20 protein-coding genes are annotated in these 18,645 nt (G+C 47.8%); 9 read left to right on the top strand and 11 right to left on the bottom strand.

Annotation, left to right across the window (positions count from 1 at the left end; translation table 11 throughout):
- Positions 1-43 precede the first annotated feature (43 nt).
- Positions 44-712 (bottom strand): phage shock protein PspA, encoded by a 669-nt coding sequence (gene pspA / locus MTO69_RS08070; protein ID WP_248328167.1) that lies wholly within the window; start codon positions 710-712, stop codon positions 44-46.
- Between the two features lie 201 nt (positions 713-913).
- Here pspA and pspF point away from each other — a divergent pair, with 201 nt between their 5' ends.
- The 7 genes from pspF to MTO69_RS08105 all read left to right on the top strand — a co-directional run bounded on the left by pspF (position 914) and on the right by MTO69_RS08105 (position 8,055).
- Positions 914-1,900 (top strand): phage shock protein operon transcriptional activator, encoded by a 987-nt coding sequence (gene pspF / locus MTO69_RS08075; protein WP_248328169.1) that lies wholly within the window; start codon positions 914-916, stop codon positions 1,898-1,900.
- Between the two features lie 136 nt (positions 1,901-2,036).
- A complete protein-coding gene (sapA, locus tag MTO69_RS08080; RefSeq protein ID WP_248328172.1) occupies positions 2,037-3,650 on the top strand; it encodes an ABC transporter substrate-binding protein SapA in 1,614 nt (537 codons plus the stop codon).
- Positions 3,650-4,612: an ABC transporter permease gene (locus MTO69_RS08085; RefSeq protein ID WP_248328174.1), complete on the top strand. Its 963-nt coding sequence runs from the start codon at positions 3,650-3,652 to the stop codon at positions 4,610-4,612. The genes sapA and MTO69_RS08085 overlap by 1 nt, the downstream gene beginning before the upstream one ends.
- Positions 4,599-5,486: a putrescine export ABC transporter permease SapC gene (gene sapC / locus MTO69_RS08090; protein ID WP_248328176.1), complete on the top strand. Its 888-nt coding sequence runs from the start codon at positions 4,599-4,601 to the stop codon at positions 5,484-5,486. The genes MTO69_RS08085 and sapC overlap by 14 nt, the downstream gene beginning before the upstream one ends.
- The gene (locus MTO69_RS08095; RefSeq protein ID WP_248328178.1) at positions 5,486-6,484 is read left to right on the top strand and encodes a peptide ABC transporter ATP-binding protein; all 999 of its coding nucleotides are present in this window, start codon (positions 5,486-5,488) and stop codon (positions 6,482-6,484) included. The genes sapC and MTO69_RS08095 overlap by 1 nt, the downstream gene beginning before the upstream one ends.
- Positions 6,481-7,266 (top strand): peptide ABC transporter ATP-binding protein, encoded by a 786-nt coding sequence (locus MTO69_RS08100; RefSeq protein WP_248328180.1) that lies wholly within the window; start codon positions 6,481-6,483, stop codon positions 7,264-7,266. The genes MTO69_RS08095 and MTO69_RS08100 overlap by 4 nt, the downstream gene beginning before the upstream one ends.
- A 6-nt stretch (positions 7,267-7,272) precedes the next feature.
- Complete coding sequence (locus MTO69_RS08105; protein WP_248328182.1) at positions 7,273-8,055, top strand: DUF2927 domain-containing protein; 783 nt, start codon at positions 7,273-7,275, stop codon at positions 8,053-8,055.
- 4 nt (positions 8,056-8,059) lie between these two features.
- On the opposite strand, the gene MTO69_RS08110 is transcribed toward MTO69_RS08105, so the two are convergent.
- The gene (locus tag MTO69_RS08110) at positions 8,060-8,443 is read right to left on the bottom strand and encodes a DUF2750 domain-containing protein (RefSeq protein ID WP_248328184.1); all 384 of its coding nucleotides are present in this window, start codon (positions 8,441-8,443) and stop codon (positions 8,060-8,062) included.
- Positions 8,444-8,510: 67 nt separating this feature from the next.
- Complete coding sequence (locus tag MTO69_RS08115) at positions 8,511-9,416, bottom strand: manganese-dependent inorganic pyrophosphatase (protein WP_248328186.1); 906 nt, start codon at positions 9,414-9,416, stop codon at positions 8,511-8,513.
- Between the two features lie 208 nt (positions 9,417-9,624).
- Between MTO69_RS08115 and MTO69_RS08120 the strand changes: the two genes are divergently transcribed.
- Positions 9,625-10,827: a putative manganese transporter gene (locus tag MTO69_RS08120; RefSeq protein WP_248328188.1), complete on the top strand. Its 1,203-nt coding sequence runs from the start codon at positions 9,625-9,627 to the stop codon at positions 10,825-10,827.
- Between the two features lie 91 nt (positions 10,828-10,918).
- Here the strand turns inward: MTO69_RS08120 and MTO69_RS08125 are convergent, their stop codons facing one another.
- From MTO69_RS08125 to ectA, 4 genes are all read right to left on the bottom strand, one after another.
- Entirely contained in the window at positions 10,919-12,358 is a 1,440-nt protein-coding gene (locus tag MTO69_RS08125) for an aspartate kinase (RefSeq protein ID WP_248328190.1), read from the bottom strand.
- A gap of 97 nt (positions 12,359-12,455) precedes the next feature.
- The gene (locus MTO69_RS08130) at positions 12,456-12,842 is read right to left on the bottom strand and encodes an ectoine synthase (RefSeq protein WP_248328192.1); all 387 of its coding nucleotides are present in this window, start codon (positions 12,840-12,842) and stop codon (positions 12,456-12,458) included.
- Positions 12,843-12,856: 14 nt separating this feature from the next.
- Positions 12,857-14,122 carry a diaminobutyrate--2-oxoglutarate transaminase gene (gene ectB, locus MTO69_RS08135; protein WP_248328194.1) on the bottom strand — a complete coding sequence of 422 codons (1,266 nt, stop codon included), beginning with the start codon at positions 14,120-14,122 and terminating at the stop codon, positions 12,857-12,859.
- A 24-nt stretch (positions 14,123-14,146) separates the two neighbouring features.
- Positions 14,147-14,689: a diaminobutyrate acetyltransferase gene (gene ectA, locus MTO69_RS08140; RefSeq protein WP_248328196.1), complete on the bottom strand. Its 543-nt coding sequence runs from the start codon at positions 14,687-14,689 to the stop codon at positions 14,147-14,149.
- Positions 14,690-14,984: 295 nt separating this feature from the next.
- Here ectA and MTO69_RS08145 point away from each other — a divergent pair, with 295 nt between their 5' ends.
- On the top strand, positions 14,985-15,839 hold the full coding sequence (locus MTO69_RS08145; RefSeq protein ID WP_248328198.1) for a tetratricopeptide repeat protein: 855 nt from the start codon (positions 14,985-14,987) through the stop codon (positions 15,837-15,839).
- Between the two features lie 53 nt (positions 15,840-15,892).
- On the opposite strand, the gene hisIE is transcribed toward MTO69_RS08145, so the two are convergent.
- The 4 genes from hisIE to hisH are packed head-to-tail and all read right to left on the bottom strand — an operon-like array spanning position 15,893 to position 18,644.
- Positions 15,893-16,528 (bottom strand): bifunctional phosphoribosyl-AMP cyclohydrolase/phosphoribosyl-ATP diphosphatase HisIE, encoded by a 636-nt coding sequence (gene hisIE / locus MTO69_RS08150; protein ID WP_248328200.1) that lies wholly within the window; start codon positions 16,526-16,528, stop codon positions 15,893-15,895.
- Positions 16,525-17,298 carry an imidazole glycerol phosphate synthase subunit HisF gene (gene hisF, locus MTO69_RS08155; protein WP_239868127.1) on the bottom strand — a complete coding sequence of 258 codons (774 nt, stop codon included), beginning with the start codon at positions 17,296-17,298 and terminating at the stop codon, positions 16,525-16,527. The genes hisIE and hisF overlap by 4 nt, the downstream gene beginning before the upstream one ends.
- Positions 17,280-18,017, bottom strand: coding sequence for a 1-(5-phosphoribosyl)-5-[(5-phosphoribosylamino)methylideneamino]imidazole-4-carboxamide isomerase (gene hisA, locus MTO69_RS08160; protein WP_248328202.1), 738 nt, complete (start codon positions 18,015-18,017; stop codon positions 17,280-17,282). Before hisA ends, hisF begins: the two co-directional genes overlap by 19 nt.
- 12 nt (positions 18,018-18,029) lie before the next feature.
- Positions 18,030-18,644, bottom strand: coding sequence for an imidazole glycerol phosphate synthase subunit HisH (gene hisH, locus MTO69_RS08165; protein ID WP_248328204.1), 615 nt, complete (start codon positions 18,642-18,644; stop codon positions 18,030-18,032).
- Position 18,645 lies beyond the last annotated feature (1 nt).

An 18,645-nucleotide genomic window follows, 5' to 3' on the forward strand; every position in this document is an offset into this window, starting at 1 on the left:
ACTATTTATCCCATTTGGTATAGCTGCAAAGATGAACTGATGGCTATTTCTTCTCTTCCATCTGCTGCTTGAGTTTGGCGAGCTCTTTTTCGATTTCATCTTCAGCTTGCAGCTCTACAAACTCTTGCTCCAATGACTTGGCTTGACCGCTTTGCGCATAGATGTCTGCCTCAGCTTCCATTTCATCAATCTTACGTGAATACTGCTCGAATTTAGCCATCGCCTCGTGAGTTCGTGACGTATGCAAATGCTTTTGCACATCGCGACGATTTGAAGCACTTTGGCTACGAATGGCTAACGCTTGCTGCTTGGCGCGAGTCTCGGAAATCTTGGTTTCAAGTTTACTGATTTCGCCGGTTAACTTGTCGATAGTCTCTTCCACCAAGGTCTGCTCGGTGTGAAGACCTTTCAATACTTCTTGCAGTTTTTGCTTCTCAATTAATGCCGAGCGCGCAAGATCTTCACGCTGCTTGGTGAGTGCCAAGGTTGCCTTTTGCTGCCACTCTTCAATGGCATGTTCAATCGACTCCACCTTACGCGCCAATTCTTTTTTGTCTGCAATTGCTTTGGCTGAATTGGTACGGACTTCAACCAAAGTATCTTCCATTTCTTGGATAATCAGACGGATCATTTTCTCTGGATCTTCGGCTTTATCGAGTAGAGCACTGATGTTGGAATTAACGATGTCTGCAAATCGCGAAAAAATACCCATAATGAGCTCCTTTATCTTCTAGCTGAGAGTGAAGCTAAGCCACTCTGATGAATCATGTTACCTTTGATTATTGCTATTCCAATTTACATGCCAAGTTTTTAACCCATATAAATCAATAGATTAAATTAATCAGTATTGAGATCAAGATTAAGGTATGATGAATTTAACCAAGGTTTGGTAAATTTCACCAAGGAGTGCCACATGCAACAAAATCTGATTGGCGAGTCCCCTCTATTCCTGTCTGTACTGGATAAAGTCTCTAAACTCGCTGCGATTGAACGTCCGGTATTGATTATTGGTGAGCGCGGTACAGGTAAAGAGCTCATTGCTCAGCGTTTACACTACTTATCCAAACGTTGGGATCAGCCGCTAATCTCACTGAATTGTTCGAGCCTTAGTGAGGGGCTGATTGACTCTGAACTGTTCGGCCATGAACAAGGTGCCTTTACTGGATCCAAAGGTAGGCATAAAGGGCGCTTTGAGCGTGCAGAGAACGGCACTCTATTTCTCGATGAACTGGCTACCGCGCCGCTGCTGGTACAAGAAAAGCTGTTGCGTGTCATTGAATATGGTCAGTATGAGCGCGTTGGGGGGCATCAACAACTTAACGCCAATGTGCGCCTAGTGTGTGCCACCAACGCCGACCTACCCGCAATGGCAAGGCAAGGCGATTTTCGCGCAGATCTACTCGATAGGCTCGCTTTTGATGTCATTCACCTTCCCCCATTGAGAGAAAGACAGGAAGACATTGTGCTCTTGGCCGAGTACTACGCGATTAAAATGTGTCGCGAACTCGGACTGGATTATTTCTCTGGTTTCAGCAAGCAGGCCGAGCAGAGTTTACTCGAATACCAATGGCCCGGTAACGTGCGCGAACTCAAGAATGTTATTGAGCGGGCTGTCTATCAACATGGTGCGCAGTCTAGCCCGATAGAACAGTTAGTATTTGACCCTTTCGTTTCTAGCTGGAGTCAACAGCCTGAAGCAAGCTCTGACACTCCTCAGTCTACGAGCATCGAACTGCCTATCGATTACAAGCGATGGCAAGAGCAGCAAGATCAAGTGATACTTAAGCAAGCGTTAAAGCAGGGGCAATATAATCAACGCAAGGCCGCAGAGCTGCTCAACCTCAGCTACCATCAATTTAGAGGAATGGTAAGGAAATACGAACTCAACAACTTGAGTTGAATCTTGCTCTATTTCGCTAACCTATAAAATCTAAGGTTTTACTTTGGTGACCACAGAGATTTAGTGGTAAATTATTAGGATCTTAAGGCATAATGATCAGTTCATTTCCGCTTTGTCTCGGACAATTGTTCTTTCTATGAAAGCATTGATACAGTTTACATTAAGCTTGGTCGGCATCGCTTTGTTGACCGGATGTGGTGAAGAGCTCGACCACGACAAAATTCGTCAAAAGGGATTTGTCTATTGTGGTCAGGGAACTCCTGCGACATTTAACCCACAGTTGGTCGACAGCGGCATCACCACTGAGACGCTCAGCCCACAGATATTTGACACTTTACTGACCCTCGACTCAGACAACTACCGCCCGGTTCCAAACTTAGCGTCCGAATGGAGCGTCAATGAAGCTGGCACTGAATATACCTTTACCTTGCGGCAAAATGTCCAGTTTCAAACCACCGCTTGGTTTACGCCATCGAGAGCGTTGAACGCCTCTGATGTTGTGTTCAGTTTTCGTCGCATCCTAGACACCACTCACCCGTTTCATTATGTCGGTAGCGGCCTGTATCCTTGGTTTAGCGGTATTGATTTCCAAAATCTAGTCACTGACGTTGTGGCACTCAATAATCATCAAGTGACTTTTATTCTTAGTCGCCCTGACAACACATTTTTATCCAACATCGCTACCAGCCACGCAGTAATACACTCCAAAGAGTACGCCAATCAGCTAGAGCTTCGTGACGACAAAGGTATGCTCGATACTCATCCTGTGGGAACAGGGCCGTTTTATCTCGCTGAATACCAGTTCAACGATTTTATTCGCCTCAAGCGCCACAACGCATACTGGAAACACGTTCCAAACATGAATCAAGTGGTGTTTGATATCTCCCAGCGCGGCACAGGCACACTGGCCAAACTGCTGCGCAATGAATGCGATGTACTCAACTCTCCGCTTTCTAGCCAGTTGCAAGTGATCACCAAAGACAGCGATATTGAGGTGATGGCCAAGCCTGCGATGAATATCTCCTTTGTTGCAGTGAACACTTCACACCCCGCTTTAAATGATGCTCGAGTCAGAAAAGCGCTCAATTACGCTATCAATCGGCAAAACATCCTTGATTCTGTCTACTACGGTACCGGTAGCCAAGCCTATTCCGTTCTTCCTCCTTCATCGTGGGCCTATCAAAAAGATGCCGTGCAACTGCGCTACGATCGCAACTATGCTCTAGCCTTATTGCGTGATGCAGGATTCAGTCAAGGTTTAGAGCTCAGCATGTCTGTGCCGCTTGAACCTCGCGCTTACAACCCGAGCCCACGTAAGACGGCCGAACTCATCCAAGCCAATTTCGCCGATGTGGGGATCACATTGAATCTGGTCACCGAAGACCGCTTTGACCGAGGCGACGTAGACAGTAATCTCGACCTGTACCTCACAGGCTGGATAGCCAGCACGGGTGACCCGGATAACTTTCTTAGACCGTTACTCTCTTGTGGCTCGAATCGGGTTGGTCTCAACGTATCAAGCTGGTGTAATCCTGACTTTGACTTTCTGCTAGATCTGGCACTGGAAGTCGACAAGCCGCGCTATCGCATCAACTTGTACAAACAGGCACAAAACATTCTCAATGAGGAGTTTCCGATCATCCCACTCAATCATGGCATGCAACTGCAGGCGCAGCATCGCTCTTTGACAGGATTTAAGGTGAGCCCCTTTAATGCCCAACCATTTGATCAAGTAGAGAGGGTAAAATAGTGCTGTTGTATAGTGTCCGCAGACTCAATCTGTTTATTATTACCTTGCTTATCTTAACCATGGTCGGTTTTAGCATTCTGCGCCTCGAACCGAACTCCCCTTGGGCTCTGCAAGACTTTTGGAGTGGTTGGCTCACCTACATTGGTGAGTTGATGCAACTCAACTTCGGCGTCAGTAAATCAGGCGTGGCGATAGTGGATGAGTTAAAAGTGGTGTTCCCAGCGTCACTCGAGCTGTGTTTAATCGCCTTTATCATATCACTGCTGATTGGTATCCCGATTGGCACCTTAGCCGGGATGAAACAGGGCAAATGGATCGATACGGCGATATCTTTTACTTCGATGTCTGGCTACTCAGCACCTATTTACTGGATAGCGCTGCTGATGATCATGGTCTTTTCTCTTCACTTCGAAGTCGTGCCAGTGGCCGGTCGTTACGATTTGCTGTATCAAATTGATCACGTGACGGGTTTCGCTCTGATCGACGCTTTTTTTGCTAGTGGTGAGTACCGTGCACACGCACTGCAAAGTGTCATTGAGCACCTCATTCTGCCCTGTATCGTATTAGCCCTAGCACCGACCACCCAAGTTATCGGTCTAATGCGAGCCTCTGTCTCTGAAGTGATGGGACAAAACTATATTCGTGCGGCACGAATTAAAGGCCTGTCCACCCATGAAATCGTCACTCAGCATGTTTTGCGTAACGCGATTCCGCCGATCATCCCCAAAATTGGTGTTCAGTTGTCGAGTATGTTGACGCTGGTGATTATTACTGAGTCCATCTTTAACTGGCCAGGTATTGGCCGTTGGTTAATTGATGCCCTATCCAATCAAGACTACGTGGCGATTCAAGCCGGTGTTATTGTGGTGGCGTCTTTGGTGCTGACGGCGAATATTTTGTCTGATCTAATAGGTGCTATGGTCAACCCATTGGTAAGGAAAGAGTGGTATGCTAACCGATAACGTCTATCAAGAAGATCGCATTCCAACTCAGATTGAACGCTTTTGGCGCAGTTATCGCGCCAATAACCTCGCCATGTTCGGCTTATGGTGTTTGGTGCTGATCGTAATACTCACCTTAGTGTCTCCTTGGTTAATACCCCATGACCCACAAGCACAAACCGGCGCGTTACTACTGCCGCCCTCATGGAACCCTCAAGGAACGGTGGAATACTTTCTTGGCACCGATGACTTGGGCCGCGACATCTTGTCACGTTTGATTGATGGTTCACGCCTCACTTTTGGTGCCGCGGTTTTGATCACCTTAGTCGCGACCATAATAGGCTGTATGATTGGCGTGCTGGCGGGGATGACCAAAGGTTTGCTGTCCAGTACTCTCAACCACCTTCTTGATACCGTCATGTCTATCCCGTCACTGCTGCTGGCGATTATCTTCGTCGCCTTTCTCGGGTTTGGTGAGTTCAATATTTTACTCGCGATCTGCTTAGCGCTGATTCCACGTTTTGTTCGCTCGGTGTATATCGCGGTTCATACCGAAGTCGAAAAAGACTACATTATGGCCGCGCGACTTGACGGGGCCAATGATTTCTACCTGCTGTGGAACTCTATCATTCCCAATATCTTGGTGGTGATCGCTTCAGAAGTTACCTTAGCACTCTCGATTGCGATTCTCGATATTACTGCGCTGGGCTTCCTTGGCTTGGGCGCTCAAGCGCCAAGCACTGAGTGGGGCGCGATTCTCGGCGACTCTGTTGAGCTGATTTATCTGGCTCCGTGGACGGTCACCTTACCTGGTCTGGCTATCATGTTTACCGTGATTGTGATTAACCTTGTTGGCGAAGGCGTTCGTCAAGCACTCAACGCGGGGATCGAATAATGCCGTTACTTGATATTCGCCACTTAACTATCGAGATTGAAACACCACATGGCTTGGTGAAAGCGGTCGACCGCATGAGTTTAACTTTAAACGAAGGTGAAATACGTGGCTTAGTGGGTGAATCAGGCTCGGGCAAAAGCTTGGTGGCAAAAGCGATCGTTGGTGTGTGCAAAGACAACTGGAAAGTCACCGCTGACCGAATGCGTCTCGGCAATATCGACTTACTGCAGTTAACTCCCAAAGAGCGTCGGCGCGTCATTGCCCGCGACATCGCGATGATTTTCCAAGAACCATCAACCTGCTTGGATCCATCTGAAGAGGTAGGTAAGCAGCTAATCGAGTCGATTCCCGCACACTCGTTTACTGGCCGTTGGTGGCAACGTTTTAAATGGCGCAAGAAACAAGCGGTAGGTTTGCTGCATAAGGTTGGGATTAAAGATCACCAACAAATCATGAGTAGCTACCCTTACGAGCTGACTGACGGTGAGTGTCAAAAAATCATGATTGCGATGGCGATAGCCGCCAAGCCTAAACTGCTGATCGCGGACGAGCCAACCAACGACCTCGATCCCATTACTCAGTCTCAGATCCTTCGTCTACTGAGCCGTATGAATCAGTTAAACAACACGTCAATCTTGTTGATCGGTCATGACTTGACAACTATTACCCAATGGGCAACCCGCATTACGGTAATGTATTGCGGCCAATCGGTAGAGTCTGCAGATACGAAAAAGATCCTGACTAAACCTAAGCATCCTTACACGTTTGCTCTATTGAAGGCGATGCCCGATTTTAATGATTGGATTCCTCACAAAGAGAAGCTCCAGTCGCTACCGGGCTCGATTCCACCGTTACAACATTTACCGATTGGTTGTCGACTTGGGCCCCGTTGTCCCTATGCGCAGCGCCAATGTGTCGAGATCCCAATGACCCGAAGAATCAAGAACCACAAGTTCGCCTGTCATTTCCCGCTCAATACGGAGAAGAAAAAAGCATGAGTGCGCTGTTAGAAGTTCAAGATTTATCTAAATCGTTTGTAACGCGCTCGGGGCTACTGCGCAAAAAGATCCACGAAGCGGTCAAACCGGTGAGCTTTAGCCTAGAGGCGGGCCAAACCATTGGCTTTATCGGACAAAATGGCTCGGGTAAATCGACCTTAGCGCGAATGCTGGCAGGTGTGGTCGAGCCCACATCCGGGGAAATTCGCGTTAATGGCGAACGTCTTGAACATCAAGACTATTCGACGCGCTGTAAGCTGATTCGGATGATTTTCCAAGACCCTAACACGTCGTTGAATCCGCGGATTCAAATTGGGCGTATCCTCGAAGGGCCGTTAAAAAGAAACACCAGCATGCCACCAGAGGCGCGTATCAAGCGGGTTAAAGAGACACTGCTGCGGGTCGGGCTTCTTCCTGAGCACGCTTACTTCTATCCGCAAATGCTGGCGACCGGTCAGAAGCAACGTGTCTGTTTGGCTAGAGCTTTAATTTTGCAGCCGTCGGTGATTGTCGCCGATGAAGCGCTAAATGGGTTAGACATGGCGATGCGCTCGCAGATCATTAACTTGTTTCTTGAGCTCCAAGAAGAGATGGGGGTGTCGTTTATCTATGTGTCTCAACATATCGGCGTCATTAAACACATCACCGACAAAGTGATGGTGATGCATGAAGGTCAAGTGGTTGAAAGTGGTGAAACTCATCAAGTGCTGTCACGTCCCGAGCACCCAATCACCCAGCGTTTGGTTGAGAGTCATTTCAATAAAGCCACCTGCTTTAGGTAAATCGTTATGCTAAGGATAGCCGCCCTATTTCTCGTTTCGCTTGTGACCAGCAGTGAGCTGTTGGCCAACCAAATTGCCCAGACTTGGCGTGATCCTAAGTTTATCGAAACCGCTTTTATCAACGTCGCGCTGCGTAATGAATACTCACGCGGCAGTAAGCCTCTGGTGAAATGGCAGCAACCAGTCAAAATATGGGTAGAACATAAGGTCGGCGATAGCGATTTGCACGATGAGTTGACCAACGCCCATATTCGTCACCTCGAACAAGTCACCGGGCACCTGATACGACGAGTCAACTCTGCCGATCAAGCCAACGTCACCTGGATTTATACTCGTGAATCAAAATGGCGCGAAGACATCGAAGCACATTTTGGCGCTGGCGCACTGAAACACGTCTATGGGGCGATATGCAAGGCAGGCTATCAGGTCGGCAACGATGGAGCTATTGCCAAGGCTGCGGTGATCATCCCAGTCGATCAAGCCAGAGGCCACGGCAAGTTACTGGCGTGTATTGTCGAAGAAATCACGCAAGTGCTCGGTCTACCCAATGATTCAGAGCTCGCCTACCCCTCTATTTTTAATGATGAAACGCCAGAGGACTTACTCTCCCCACTTGACGTAGTATTACTGAAACTGCTCTATGAACCAGAATTGACCCCAGGTATGAATGAGCAACAAGTTCGAACAGTGATTGGTCCTATACTTCAGCGCTATCAAAAAGACGGCACCTTAAAAAGCGCCGTCTCTGTCTCCACGGGCGGAGAATTGTTTCAGTTAGTGGGATACTGAGACCCTAAGCTCCGCGCTTTTTAAGTTCAAATTCAAACTCATCGGGGTAAAGCACGACGCCCTCTTGATTGCTGTCGGGAAACACCACCACTGCTAACTCGTCATCTTCTAGACCATAGGTCCAGCGGCTAAACCACTTAGCCGTAGAAATCGCTTCCGCTTGGCAATGAGCCCACTCCCCTGTCGCCCATTGCTGAGCAAATTCTTGGTGTGGCCACACAGGAACGCAATCTTCATCTTCGCTGTTAAGCATCACACAGCCATGTTCATCCGTCAGAATCCAGACTTTACGTTGCTGTGCCATCTCTTTGATACAGTAGTTTAAGCGCTCATCTGGACGCATCTTATTTACCGATTCAATTTGTTGTTGCGATAGTGGTTGTGACATACATGCCCCTTAAAAAATAAAACGCCCACGATAGATACGTGGGCGTTCGTCGCGATTGCTCGATAAATTACGCTAGTTCAGCTTGTAGCCAAGGCCAACCTTGCTTCTTACGACTTAGCGTGTTTTCCATCATCAGCACGCCATCTTTTTCGTGCTTAACCAGCTTCTCTGCCCACTCACCTTTGTAGAGTAGACGAGTTTGTGCGGTAGTGATATCGGTTAGCATCACCGCGGCAAATGCCAGACCTTCTTCGTTGCAACGACGTTCTAGATCCGCTTCAAGCGCGTCAATCATGCCATCAACTTGCTCAAGTGTTGCAAGCTCAACTTGGCCAACCACAACATCACGACCATTGAAAGGGTAACCTTTCAGATCTTTTTCGACCAATTCAGCCGCTGATAGGCCTTCGATGTTAGTTTTTGCGATCAACAAATCTTTGATGAACGTGTCGACGTCAGTCACACCAGCGATTTCTGCAAGCTCGGCCACTGCGTCTTTGTCTTTTTGAGTACAAGTCGGTGATGCAAAACCTACCGTGTCAGATAGAATCGCAGACATCATAAGCTTAGCAATTTGTGGCTTGATTTCATGACCTTCAATCTTGAACATGTTGAACAGTACAGTGTTAGTACAACCAACAGGCCAAATCCACGCTTCCATTGGGTTCACTGTCATCACATCACCTAGGCGGTGGTGATCAACGATACCCAGGATTTCAGCCTCAGCCACGTCATCTGGAGCTTGTGCGAGATCTGAGTAGTCTACCAACCAGATTTTTTCGCCCGCCACTGAAGTGCGTAGCTCTGGAACTTCTGCGCCAGCGACTTCAAGAATGTGTTGAGTTTCACGGTTAATTTCACCTTGGCGAATCGGCTTTGCCTCAACACCACGTGCTGTTAGCAGTTCGGTTGCGACTAGTGCACTACAGATACTATCGCTATCAGGGTTCTTGTGACCTACAACTAGAATCATCTTTTTTCCTATCTGACTTTATTTATTCCCGACTTGGGCAATTACTCACAAACCCAATATTTTACCCTAATTTGTCCGTTTGTCATCGGCTGAAAAAGAATATTTCGGCATAAGACATAGTGTGACGATAAAGCCGAACAAAAACCTATTGAAAATAATTCTCATTAGCATAAAATGATAACTATTATCATTTGCATTAAGAGCGAGTATGGATAGCATTAAGATCAGCACGCAAACAGCGATAGGCTTCAAACTTGCCCAGTTTCGTCCCGCTTATAGACGGCTGCTGTTGCCTATTGGTCTGATAACGCTGTTGTTGGCACCTCAGACTCGTCAGTCAGTGCTGCTCTCATTGGCCGATGCTTACTGGGCCGTTGCGTGTTATGTCGCGTTTACTCTTTCACTCTATCACTACTTAGCACGATTGTTTCGTCATCCCAATCGTGTAGTGAACCTTTATCACTCTTCACCCACCTACCAAGTCCTGTTTGCTTCCCTACTCGGGGCCTTGCCGGGCTGCGGCGGAGCCATCGTCGTGACCACCCAATTTGTTAGTGGTCGAGTAGGATTTGGGGCCTTAGTGGCTGTACTGACTTCAACCATGGGCGATGCGGCGTTTCTGCTCCTTGCCAGCCAACCGAAAACGGGGTTGGTGGTGATAGTGGTTGGTTGCGTTGTGGGTTGCCTCACCGGTTGGTGCGTAAACGTCATGCATCACGAAGGCTTTTTACGCCCCAAACATACCAGCACTTCCCCTACCCATCAGTGTTGCCGCAACCACTCTCCCTCAATTGAGCAAACGGCAATCAATTTACAAGGTAAGTTTTGGCAATGGTTGTTGCTACCATCAGCGATCATCGCAGGCTTGAACTCGTTCCAAGTTGATATCAACTCATTGCTGTCGTTGCCTACACTGACGATGGAGTGGATCGGCGCAGTGCTTATCGTGGTCAGTATGCTGCTGTGGTCACTGACAAAGGAGATCAGCGACTATCAGTCAACCGTGGCAGAAGACTGCAAATCATTCTCTTCGCATCCGATGCAAAAAGCCGCTCAAGACACCAACTTTGTCACCGCTTGGGTCGTGGTCGCGTTTGTGGCCTTTGAGCTAATCCAAGCCAGTGCCGATATTCAGATGTCAGCAATACTCAACGATTGGGGACCCTGGATGCCCATGGCAGGGATGATCATCGGTTTACTGCCTGGATGCGGGCCACAGATCCTAGTGACGAGTCTTTACTTATCTGGGGCGGCGCCACTATCAACGCAGCTATCGAACGCCATAGCCAATGATGGTGATGCGCTATTTCCGGCCATCGCCTTCGCTCCCAAAGCCGCTTTGGTCGCCAGTTTGTACTCAGCGCTGCCGGCACTTTTAATCGGATATGGCTACTACTGGCTGTTTGAATAACTTGGTTTTACCGCTCTCCACCACAACAAACAGAGACAAAAAAGCGCCCCAAATAGGGGCGCAAATTAAGGAGGAGATTGTTTTGCTTTGGTTATGCCACTTTCTGTGGTTTGGGTTTGCTGATTTTCGGCTGTCTATCGGCGAAAAACTCTTGGTGTAAAGCGAAAATCGCTTGCTGGTACTCTTTGTCACTAACGACAAACTGCACATTGACATTGCGCATTGACGAGTGCAGCGCCACTGGCGTAATGTCTTGATTAAGCAGAGCAAATACGCCCTGCGCGAGCGCTTTATTGGTATCAATCTGTGCCCCAATAGCAGAAATCAGTGCGACCATGCGTCCCTTGATTTCAGCTTGCGGGTACTTCTTCTCTGCCTTGTACAACACTTTGTTCAGATTCTCACTGCTGCCACCCAAGTAATAAGTGATCGAGTTGGCATTCATCTCTTTACCGATTAGGCTCACATGCGCGTCAGCAATGATTTCCATCAAATCGTAACTGACATTGTCCACATTGCCGACCATGCCTTGATCAAACAGATGCAGCGCAAATACTTTCTCTTTACCGGCAATAATCTCGATTTTATCTTTGCTCGATTGGTAGTCATTCGAAATCAATGTGCCTGGATGTTCAGGTTCAAAGGTGTTCTTGATTTGCAGCTCGATGTTTTTATCGCGAAGGCCAGCGGCAGCATTGGGGTGAATCGCTTCCATGCCTAAGTTTGCCAGTTGATCGGCCACATCATAGTTCGTCTTACCAATCGGCAGTACTTTATCCGGGCCAACAACACGAGGGTCTGCCGAACTCAGGTGATACTCTTTGTGAATTATCGCTAAATCGGCATTAGTGATCGCTGCAATTCGGCTAAAGGTAATCTCACTATAACCACGGTCATAGGTCGACATAAGCCCCTCAGAACAAGACGCATAGCCAGTCACAATAGGCAGCTCTTTGGTGACATCAATGCCAGCAAATGCATCTCGAATACTCTCATCCAAGCTTTTCGGCGTATTGGTCGTCCAACCAGAGAGGTCGACAAAACGAGCATTTAGGCCGATGTTCTTCAGTTTTAGTACCGTGTTAAACGCACTATGCGCTTCACCGATTGACGCTAAAAACTCACGGATTTGTGGTAAGTAATGACGCAGCGAAAACTGGCCATACTCGCAGGTTTCAAGAATATTGGAGATGCAGTTCTTCGCCTCTGCAATGCGCGAGCGAATAAACTTGTCTGCGCGGTGGCGACTCATTGGGTCGGCAAACATATGTTCATTGGTCAATAGCATACGTTGCTCTAAATAAGAGAGCGCTTCTTGCCAACCGTCATCGCGTTTGGCAATCAGTTGATAGACACCTGGCTTGCTGGTTTTTTTACACTCAAGTAGTGAGTCGGTCATGCCGCCATACGCCGATACAACAAACACTCGGTTATAACGGTCGTTTTCAGCGGGACGTAAAATAATGTTATCGAGAACAGCATCAAATGCTGTCATTGAGGTACCGCCGATTTTCTCTACGGTATAAGTCATATAAGAACCTTTTGGGTTTCTAAAATGTGGGTTGAGTGGGTGAACAAAAGGGGCATCTTGCCCCTAAGAAAGGTCAACAGACCCTCGAAACAAACGATTAATCAACCAGTGGGTAGACACCGTTTTCATCATGAACTTCTTGACCTGTAATAGGCGGATTGAACACACAGGCCATCACCATTGGCGTACCTTTGTAAGCACGCAGATAATGTTCATCATGTTTGTCTAGGATGTAGAGGGTGCCTGGACGGATCGGATAGGTTTCGCCGCCAACCACTTCAATCTCTCCTTCACCACTCACACAGTAAACTGACTCAAGATGATTCTTGTAGTGGATGTGCGTTTCAGTATCTTCATAAATGGTTGTGATATGAAATGAGAACCCCATGTTGTCATCCTTCAACAACATACGAACGCTTTCCCAGGTTTCAGCGACCACGCGACGTTCACTATCACGACACTCTTCTAGTGTTCTTACTATCATGTTTCACTCTCGTTTTAAGATGCTTTCTTAATGTGTTTAGCGGCTACTTGATTCACTGATTTCTCAAAGATCGCTAGGCCTTGATCTAACTCAGCTTCAGTGATGGTCAACGGGCAGAAAAACTTCACCACCTCATCATTTGGACCAGCCGTCTCGATCACCATGCCATTGTCAAAACAGGCACTGGTAATCTCATCAGAGATGTCTCCGTCGTGACACTCGACACCCGTCATCATGCCTCGACCCTTTTGCTGCAAGAACAGCTCTGGATAACGTTTAATGTTGCGCTGAATGACTTCGCTCACTTTTGCAGAGCAAAGGGCAATGTGTTGTTCGAATTGTTCATCAGCCCAGTAGATTTCTAGCGCTTTTGCAGCGGTGACAAAGGCATGGTTGTTACCGCGGAAGGTGCCGTTGTGTTCACCTGGTTTCCACAGGTCGAGCTCAGGTTTGAGCAATACCACCGCCATTGGTAGACCGTATCCACCGATTGATTTAGATAGGGTCACGATGTCAGGAACGATGCCAGATGGCTCAAAGCTAAAGAAAGTTCCAGTGCGGCCACAGCCTGCCTGTATATCATCAACAATCATCAGAATGTCATGTTGGTCACAGAGCTTACGCAGGCGCTGGAGCCATTGATTTGAAGCTGCATTGAGTCCGCCCTCGCCTTGCACTGTTTCCAACAGCACTGCGGCAGGTTTATCCATACCGGCAGAGTTATCATTGAGCATGGTTTCGAACAGTTTAAGGCCGTCAATATCTGCGTAACCTTCGAATGGAATGCGCGTCACATTGGTCAAGCTCGTGCCTGCACCTTGGCGGTGATGCTGGTTACCGGTTGCCGACAACGCACCCGTTGTGCAGCCATGGAAACCGTTAGTGAATGCCACTACTGAGTCACGACCTTTGACCTTACGCGCCAACTTCAGCGCTGCTTCGACAGCATTGGTGCCTGTCGGTCCAGTAAACTGGACTTTATAGTTCAGATCGCGCGGTGCCAAAATATAATTTTGTAGCGCGGTTAAGAAGTCCGCTTTTGCTTGAGAATGCATATCTAGACCGTGGGTTAGGCCATCCATCTCGATGTACTCAAGCAAGGCGAGTTTTAATACAGGGTTATTGTGGCCGTAGTTCAGTGAACCTGCCCCAGCGAGGAAATCTAGGTAACGATCGCCTTGTTCAGTTTCGAGCCAGCAACCTTTTGCTTTAGTGAATACTACTGGAAAACTGTTCGAATAAGAGCGGACTTTTGATTCCTGCTTTTTAAAAATATCCATGATGATACCGTTTCTAACTCCTGATTATTGGTTGTGGTTTAGTGGGATACGATATAGGTATTCGCTATCATGCTTCCCTTTGAAGTGTTTATGCTCGTCAAGAAATTTACTCACCTTACCTTGCAAACCATGCTGTTGGTCTAGCTTGTTAAACAGTGCCCATGATGCTTGGTTGTCTTTGGTGATGGTGGTTTCAACCGCGTCAATGTTGCGCAAGTTTTCTCGGTTGAGCAGCGATGAAAGCATAGTGAATGCTAGACCTTGACCACGAAAGTCAGCGCCGATTGCCACCTGCCAGACGAACAGAGTGTTCGGTTGCTCAGGTTTTACGTAAGCAGAAATAAAACCCGCAACCTTGTCGCCTTGCTTAGCGATCACACACGTTTTACTAAAGTGAGTAGACTGCAAAAAATTACAGTACGAAGAGTTAACATCAAGAGGTGGACACTCAGCAATCAACTGGGCGACGCCATCTCCATCTTCAGCACAAGGCTGACTTAATTTCAGTTCAGACTGGTGGTCATCCTGTATTTCTGGGTACATAACCCAAGGTGCTGAAGCTATCATGTGTAAATACATTTCCTTTGAACTCTAAACAATTAACGCCATTAATATCGGCTAAACCGGATTGAAAGATCAAATCACACTGACATTAAGCGCCCATTTATGTGACTCATATCACATAAACAAGCCAAATATTAATTAGTGGTCTAATTAATGATTTATCAACATGCTGATCGTGTTAGGGTAACGCCCGCGCGATGGCGCTGATTCGTCGAACAAATGACGCTGACGTGTAAAAACATGAACAAATTTGTTAAGGTTTCGGCACTACAAATCAAATAGATAGATGGACGCGAATATGCGACTTTGGATAACGTTTCTCGGCTTGCTTTGCACTCTAACTAGTCTGCCAGCCTTCTCTGAACCCACCGCCTACTCAGATTCGGAATTACTCGACCGCCCACTAATGGAGCGTTATATCCTGGATGAACTCAAAGCATTGAGGCAAGATCAGCAAGATTTAGAACGTCGAGTCATCGTACAAATTACCGATCGTGAACTGAGCGTGGCTGACAAGTCACTTAACTATGCCAACGTCACTGTTACCTACTTTTTCTATATCATCGCAGGTGTCGCGTCTCTTATCGCTTTTGTTGGATGGCAGTCTCTACGGGAGTTCAAGCACAACACTAAAGAGATGGCGGACAAGCGTCTTGATGCAATCGCCAAAGATTACGAGAAAAAGTTCAGCGTGCTCGAACGCGACCTGAAACGCAAAACTCGTATCATCAGTGAAAACAATAAAGAAATTGAAAAGATTAATGAGATTCACAACTTGTGGTTGCGAGCGCAAAGCATGCCGACCGCAGAGCAACGGATTGATGTGTTCGATGAGATTTTAACCATCAGACCTGGTGATTTAGAAGCCTTAACTTACAAAGCCGACGCGGCGATGGAAATTAAAGAGTACCACTGGGCACTTAGCCTTTGTAACCGCGTGCTCGAGCTAGACACCACCAATGGCCCTGCACTCTATCAAAGAGCCTGTGCCTACTCCCGTTTGGGTGTTGAGGAGCAAGCTATTGAAGATCTCGAAAAGGCGATTGAAGCCAGCCCGTCTATCTCTGATTTGATCGATAATGAGCCGGATTTGGAAGGTTTGCATGGCAACCCGAGGTTCGATGCCCTAATTCCGGTACACACAGAAACTTAGCGATTTAGATACAACAAAGCCGCCTTTTTCGGCGGCTTTTGTGTTTAATGCGATTATTTATGACGCTCTTTTAGCTTGTTAATCACATCGTTGATTGATAAGCCTTGATCCTGCAGCAGTACCATCAGATGGTAAATCAGATCCGCAGACTCACACACTAACTCCGCCTTATCGCCCGACGTCGCCGCAAGCGCGACTTCAACGCCTTCTTCACCCACCTTTTGCGAAATCCGCTTGGTGCCACGAGCATAAAGACTAGCGGTGTAAGACGAGTCTGGATCGGCACTCTTGCGGGCAGCCAATAATTGCTCAAGTTGATGAAGCCACACCATTTGGCTCTCTTCTTGCACATCACCATCCCAACAGGTCGTTGTGCCCGTGTGGCACGTCGGGCCAATGGGATTCACTTTAACCAGTAGTGTATCGCTGTCGCAATCTAGGGCGATGTTCTTAAGCTGCAACACGTTGCCCGAGGTTTCACCTTTGGTCCAAAGGCGTTGTTTGGTGCGCGAATAAAAGGTTACTTGACCTGTTTCACCCGTTTTTGCCAACGCATCCTGGTTCATGTAACCCATCATCAGCACTTGGCTAGACTCAAAATCTTGGACGATGGCAGGGACCAGACCATCCACCTTTTCCCAGTTGATTCGCTCTGTTAGCGAACTGACGTCGGCGGTGTTAAAACTCATAGTCGTACCTCAATACCTTGTTGTTTCAAATACTGTTTTAGTTCACCGATATTGATGACTTGTTTGTGGAATACCGAAGCGGCAAGTGCGCCATCAACGTTAGCTTTTTGGTAGGCTTCGGCAAAGTGCTCCATCGCACCTGCACCGCCCGACGCAATCAAGGGGACGTTACACACTTCACGCACCATGTTCAGTTGGTCGATGTCATAGCCGTTACGTACACCGTCTTGGTTCATCATGTTGAGCACGATTTCACCAGCACCACGTTTTTGTACTTCTTGCACCCAATCACGGGTTTCCCATTGAGTCGCCTTGGTGCGTTCCTCATCACCAGTAAACTGGTAGACCTGATACTTGCCGGTCTCTTTGTCGTAGTAGGAATCGATACCTACCACAATACATTGCACGCCAAACTTGTCCGCAAGGTCGGTAATCAACTGAGGGTTGGCCAATGCAGGTGAGTTAATCGACACCTTATCTGCGCCAAACTCAAGAATGCGCGCCGCGTCCTCTGCCGATTTAATACCACCAGCCACACAGAACGGAATATCAATCACCTCTGCCACGCGTGCAACCCAACTTTTATCGACAACGCGGCCATCACTTGATGCCGTGATGTCATAAAACACCAACTCATCTGCACCTTCTTCCGCATAGCGCTGCGCCAGAGGAACGATGTCGCCAATGATTTCGTGGTTGCGGAACTGGACGCCTTTAACCACCTGTCCATCACGCACATCAAGACATGGAATTATTCGCTTTGCCAACATGCAAATGCCTCCTCTGCTGTGAACTTACCGTCTAACAGTGCGCGGCCCACAATCACTCCAGCCACACCACTGCCTTTTAGTGCTTCGATGTCTGCTAATGAGCCGATACCACCTGAAGATTGGAACTGCACTTGAGGGTACTGTTTGCATAGATCGACGTAAAGCTCGACATTTGAGCCTTCTAGCGTGCCGTCACGAGAGATATCGGTACAAAGCACGTGCTGCAAACCTACCGTTAAGTAATCGCTGATCAGCGCTTCAATAGTCACGCCCGAGTCTTCTTGCCAACCGGAGATCGCGACTTTACGGGTGCCGTCTTGGTCAATGTTGATGTCTAGCGCGAGCACGATTTTCTCCGCGCCGTACTTTTCCATCCAACCTTTCACAAGCTCTGGTTGTTTTACTGCGGTAGAACCGACTACAACACGCTGCGCACCGGCTTCTAACAGATCAATCACGTCTTGCTCTGTACGCACACCACCACCGATTTGGATGTTCGCTGGCGTGCTGGCTAGTAGCTTTGCAATTAAATCAAGTTGGCGCGCTGTGGTGTCTTTCGCGCCAGTTAAGTCCACCAAGTGCAGCCAGTTGGCACCCGCTTGGTGGTACAAGTTGAACTGCTCGGCTGGGTCGACTTTGTACTCGGTCACTTGACCGTAATCACCTTGATAAAGGCGAACCACCTGTCCTTCAATTAAATCAAGAGCTGGAATAATCACACTAAATCCCTTTTATAATTCTAAGAAGTTTTGAATAAGCTTCGCGCCCGCTTTTGAAGAACGCTCTGGGTGGAACTGCACACCATAGTAGTTGCCACTCTGCACTGCTGCAGTAAATGGATTTCCGTAATCACATTCGGCGATGGTGTAGCCTCCAACTGGCATCGCAAAGCTGTGCACAAAGTAGAAGTACTCGCCTTCCTCAATCCCTTTGAAAAGTGGATGACCCGCCTTTGCCGCCACCGTGTTCCAGCCCATATGAGGAAGCGGTAGATCGCCAGTTTGCAGTAGCTTCACTTCACCGTCACACAGTCCGAGACACTCCACCAGCTCGTCTGCTTTTTGGCCTTTCTCTTGAGAAACTTTACCGAGCAATTGCATACCTAAACAGATACCAAGCAACGGCTTTTCTACTTGTTTTACCAAGTTGATTAGATCACGCTCTTCAAGGTTTTTCATCGCTTCACTCGCGGTTCCTACGCCCGGTAGAAACAGCTTATCCGCAGCCAAAACCACTTGCGGATCTTTAGATATGGTGACCTCATAACCAAGGCGTTCAATGGCGAACTTGACTGAAGATACGTTGGCGCATCCGGTATCGATAATGACGACTTTCTGTTCTGTCATT

The organism is Vibrio sinaloensis (assembly GCF_023195835.1).
GTDB classification, from domain to species: domain Bacteria; phylum Pseudomonadota; class Gammaproteobacteria; order Enterobacterales; family Vibrionaceae; genus Vibrio; species Vibrio sinaloensis_C.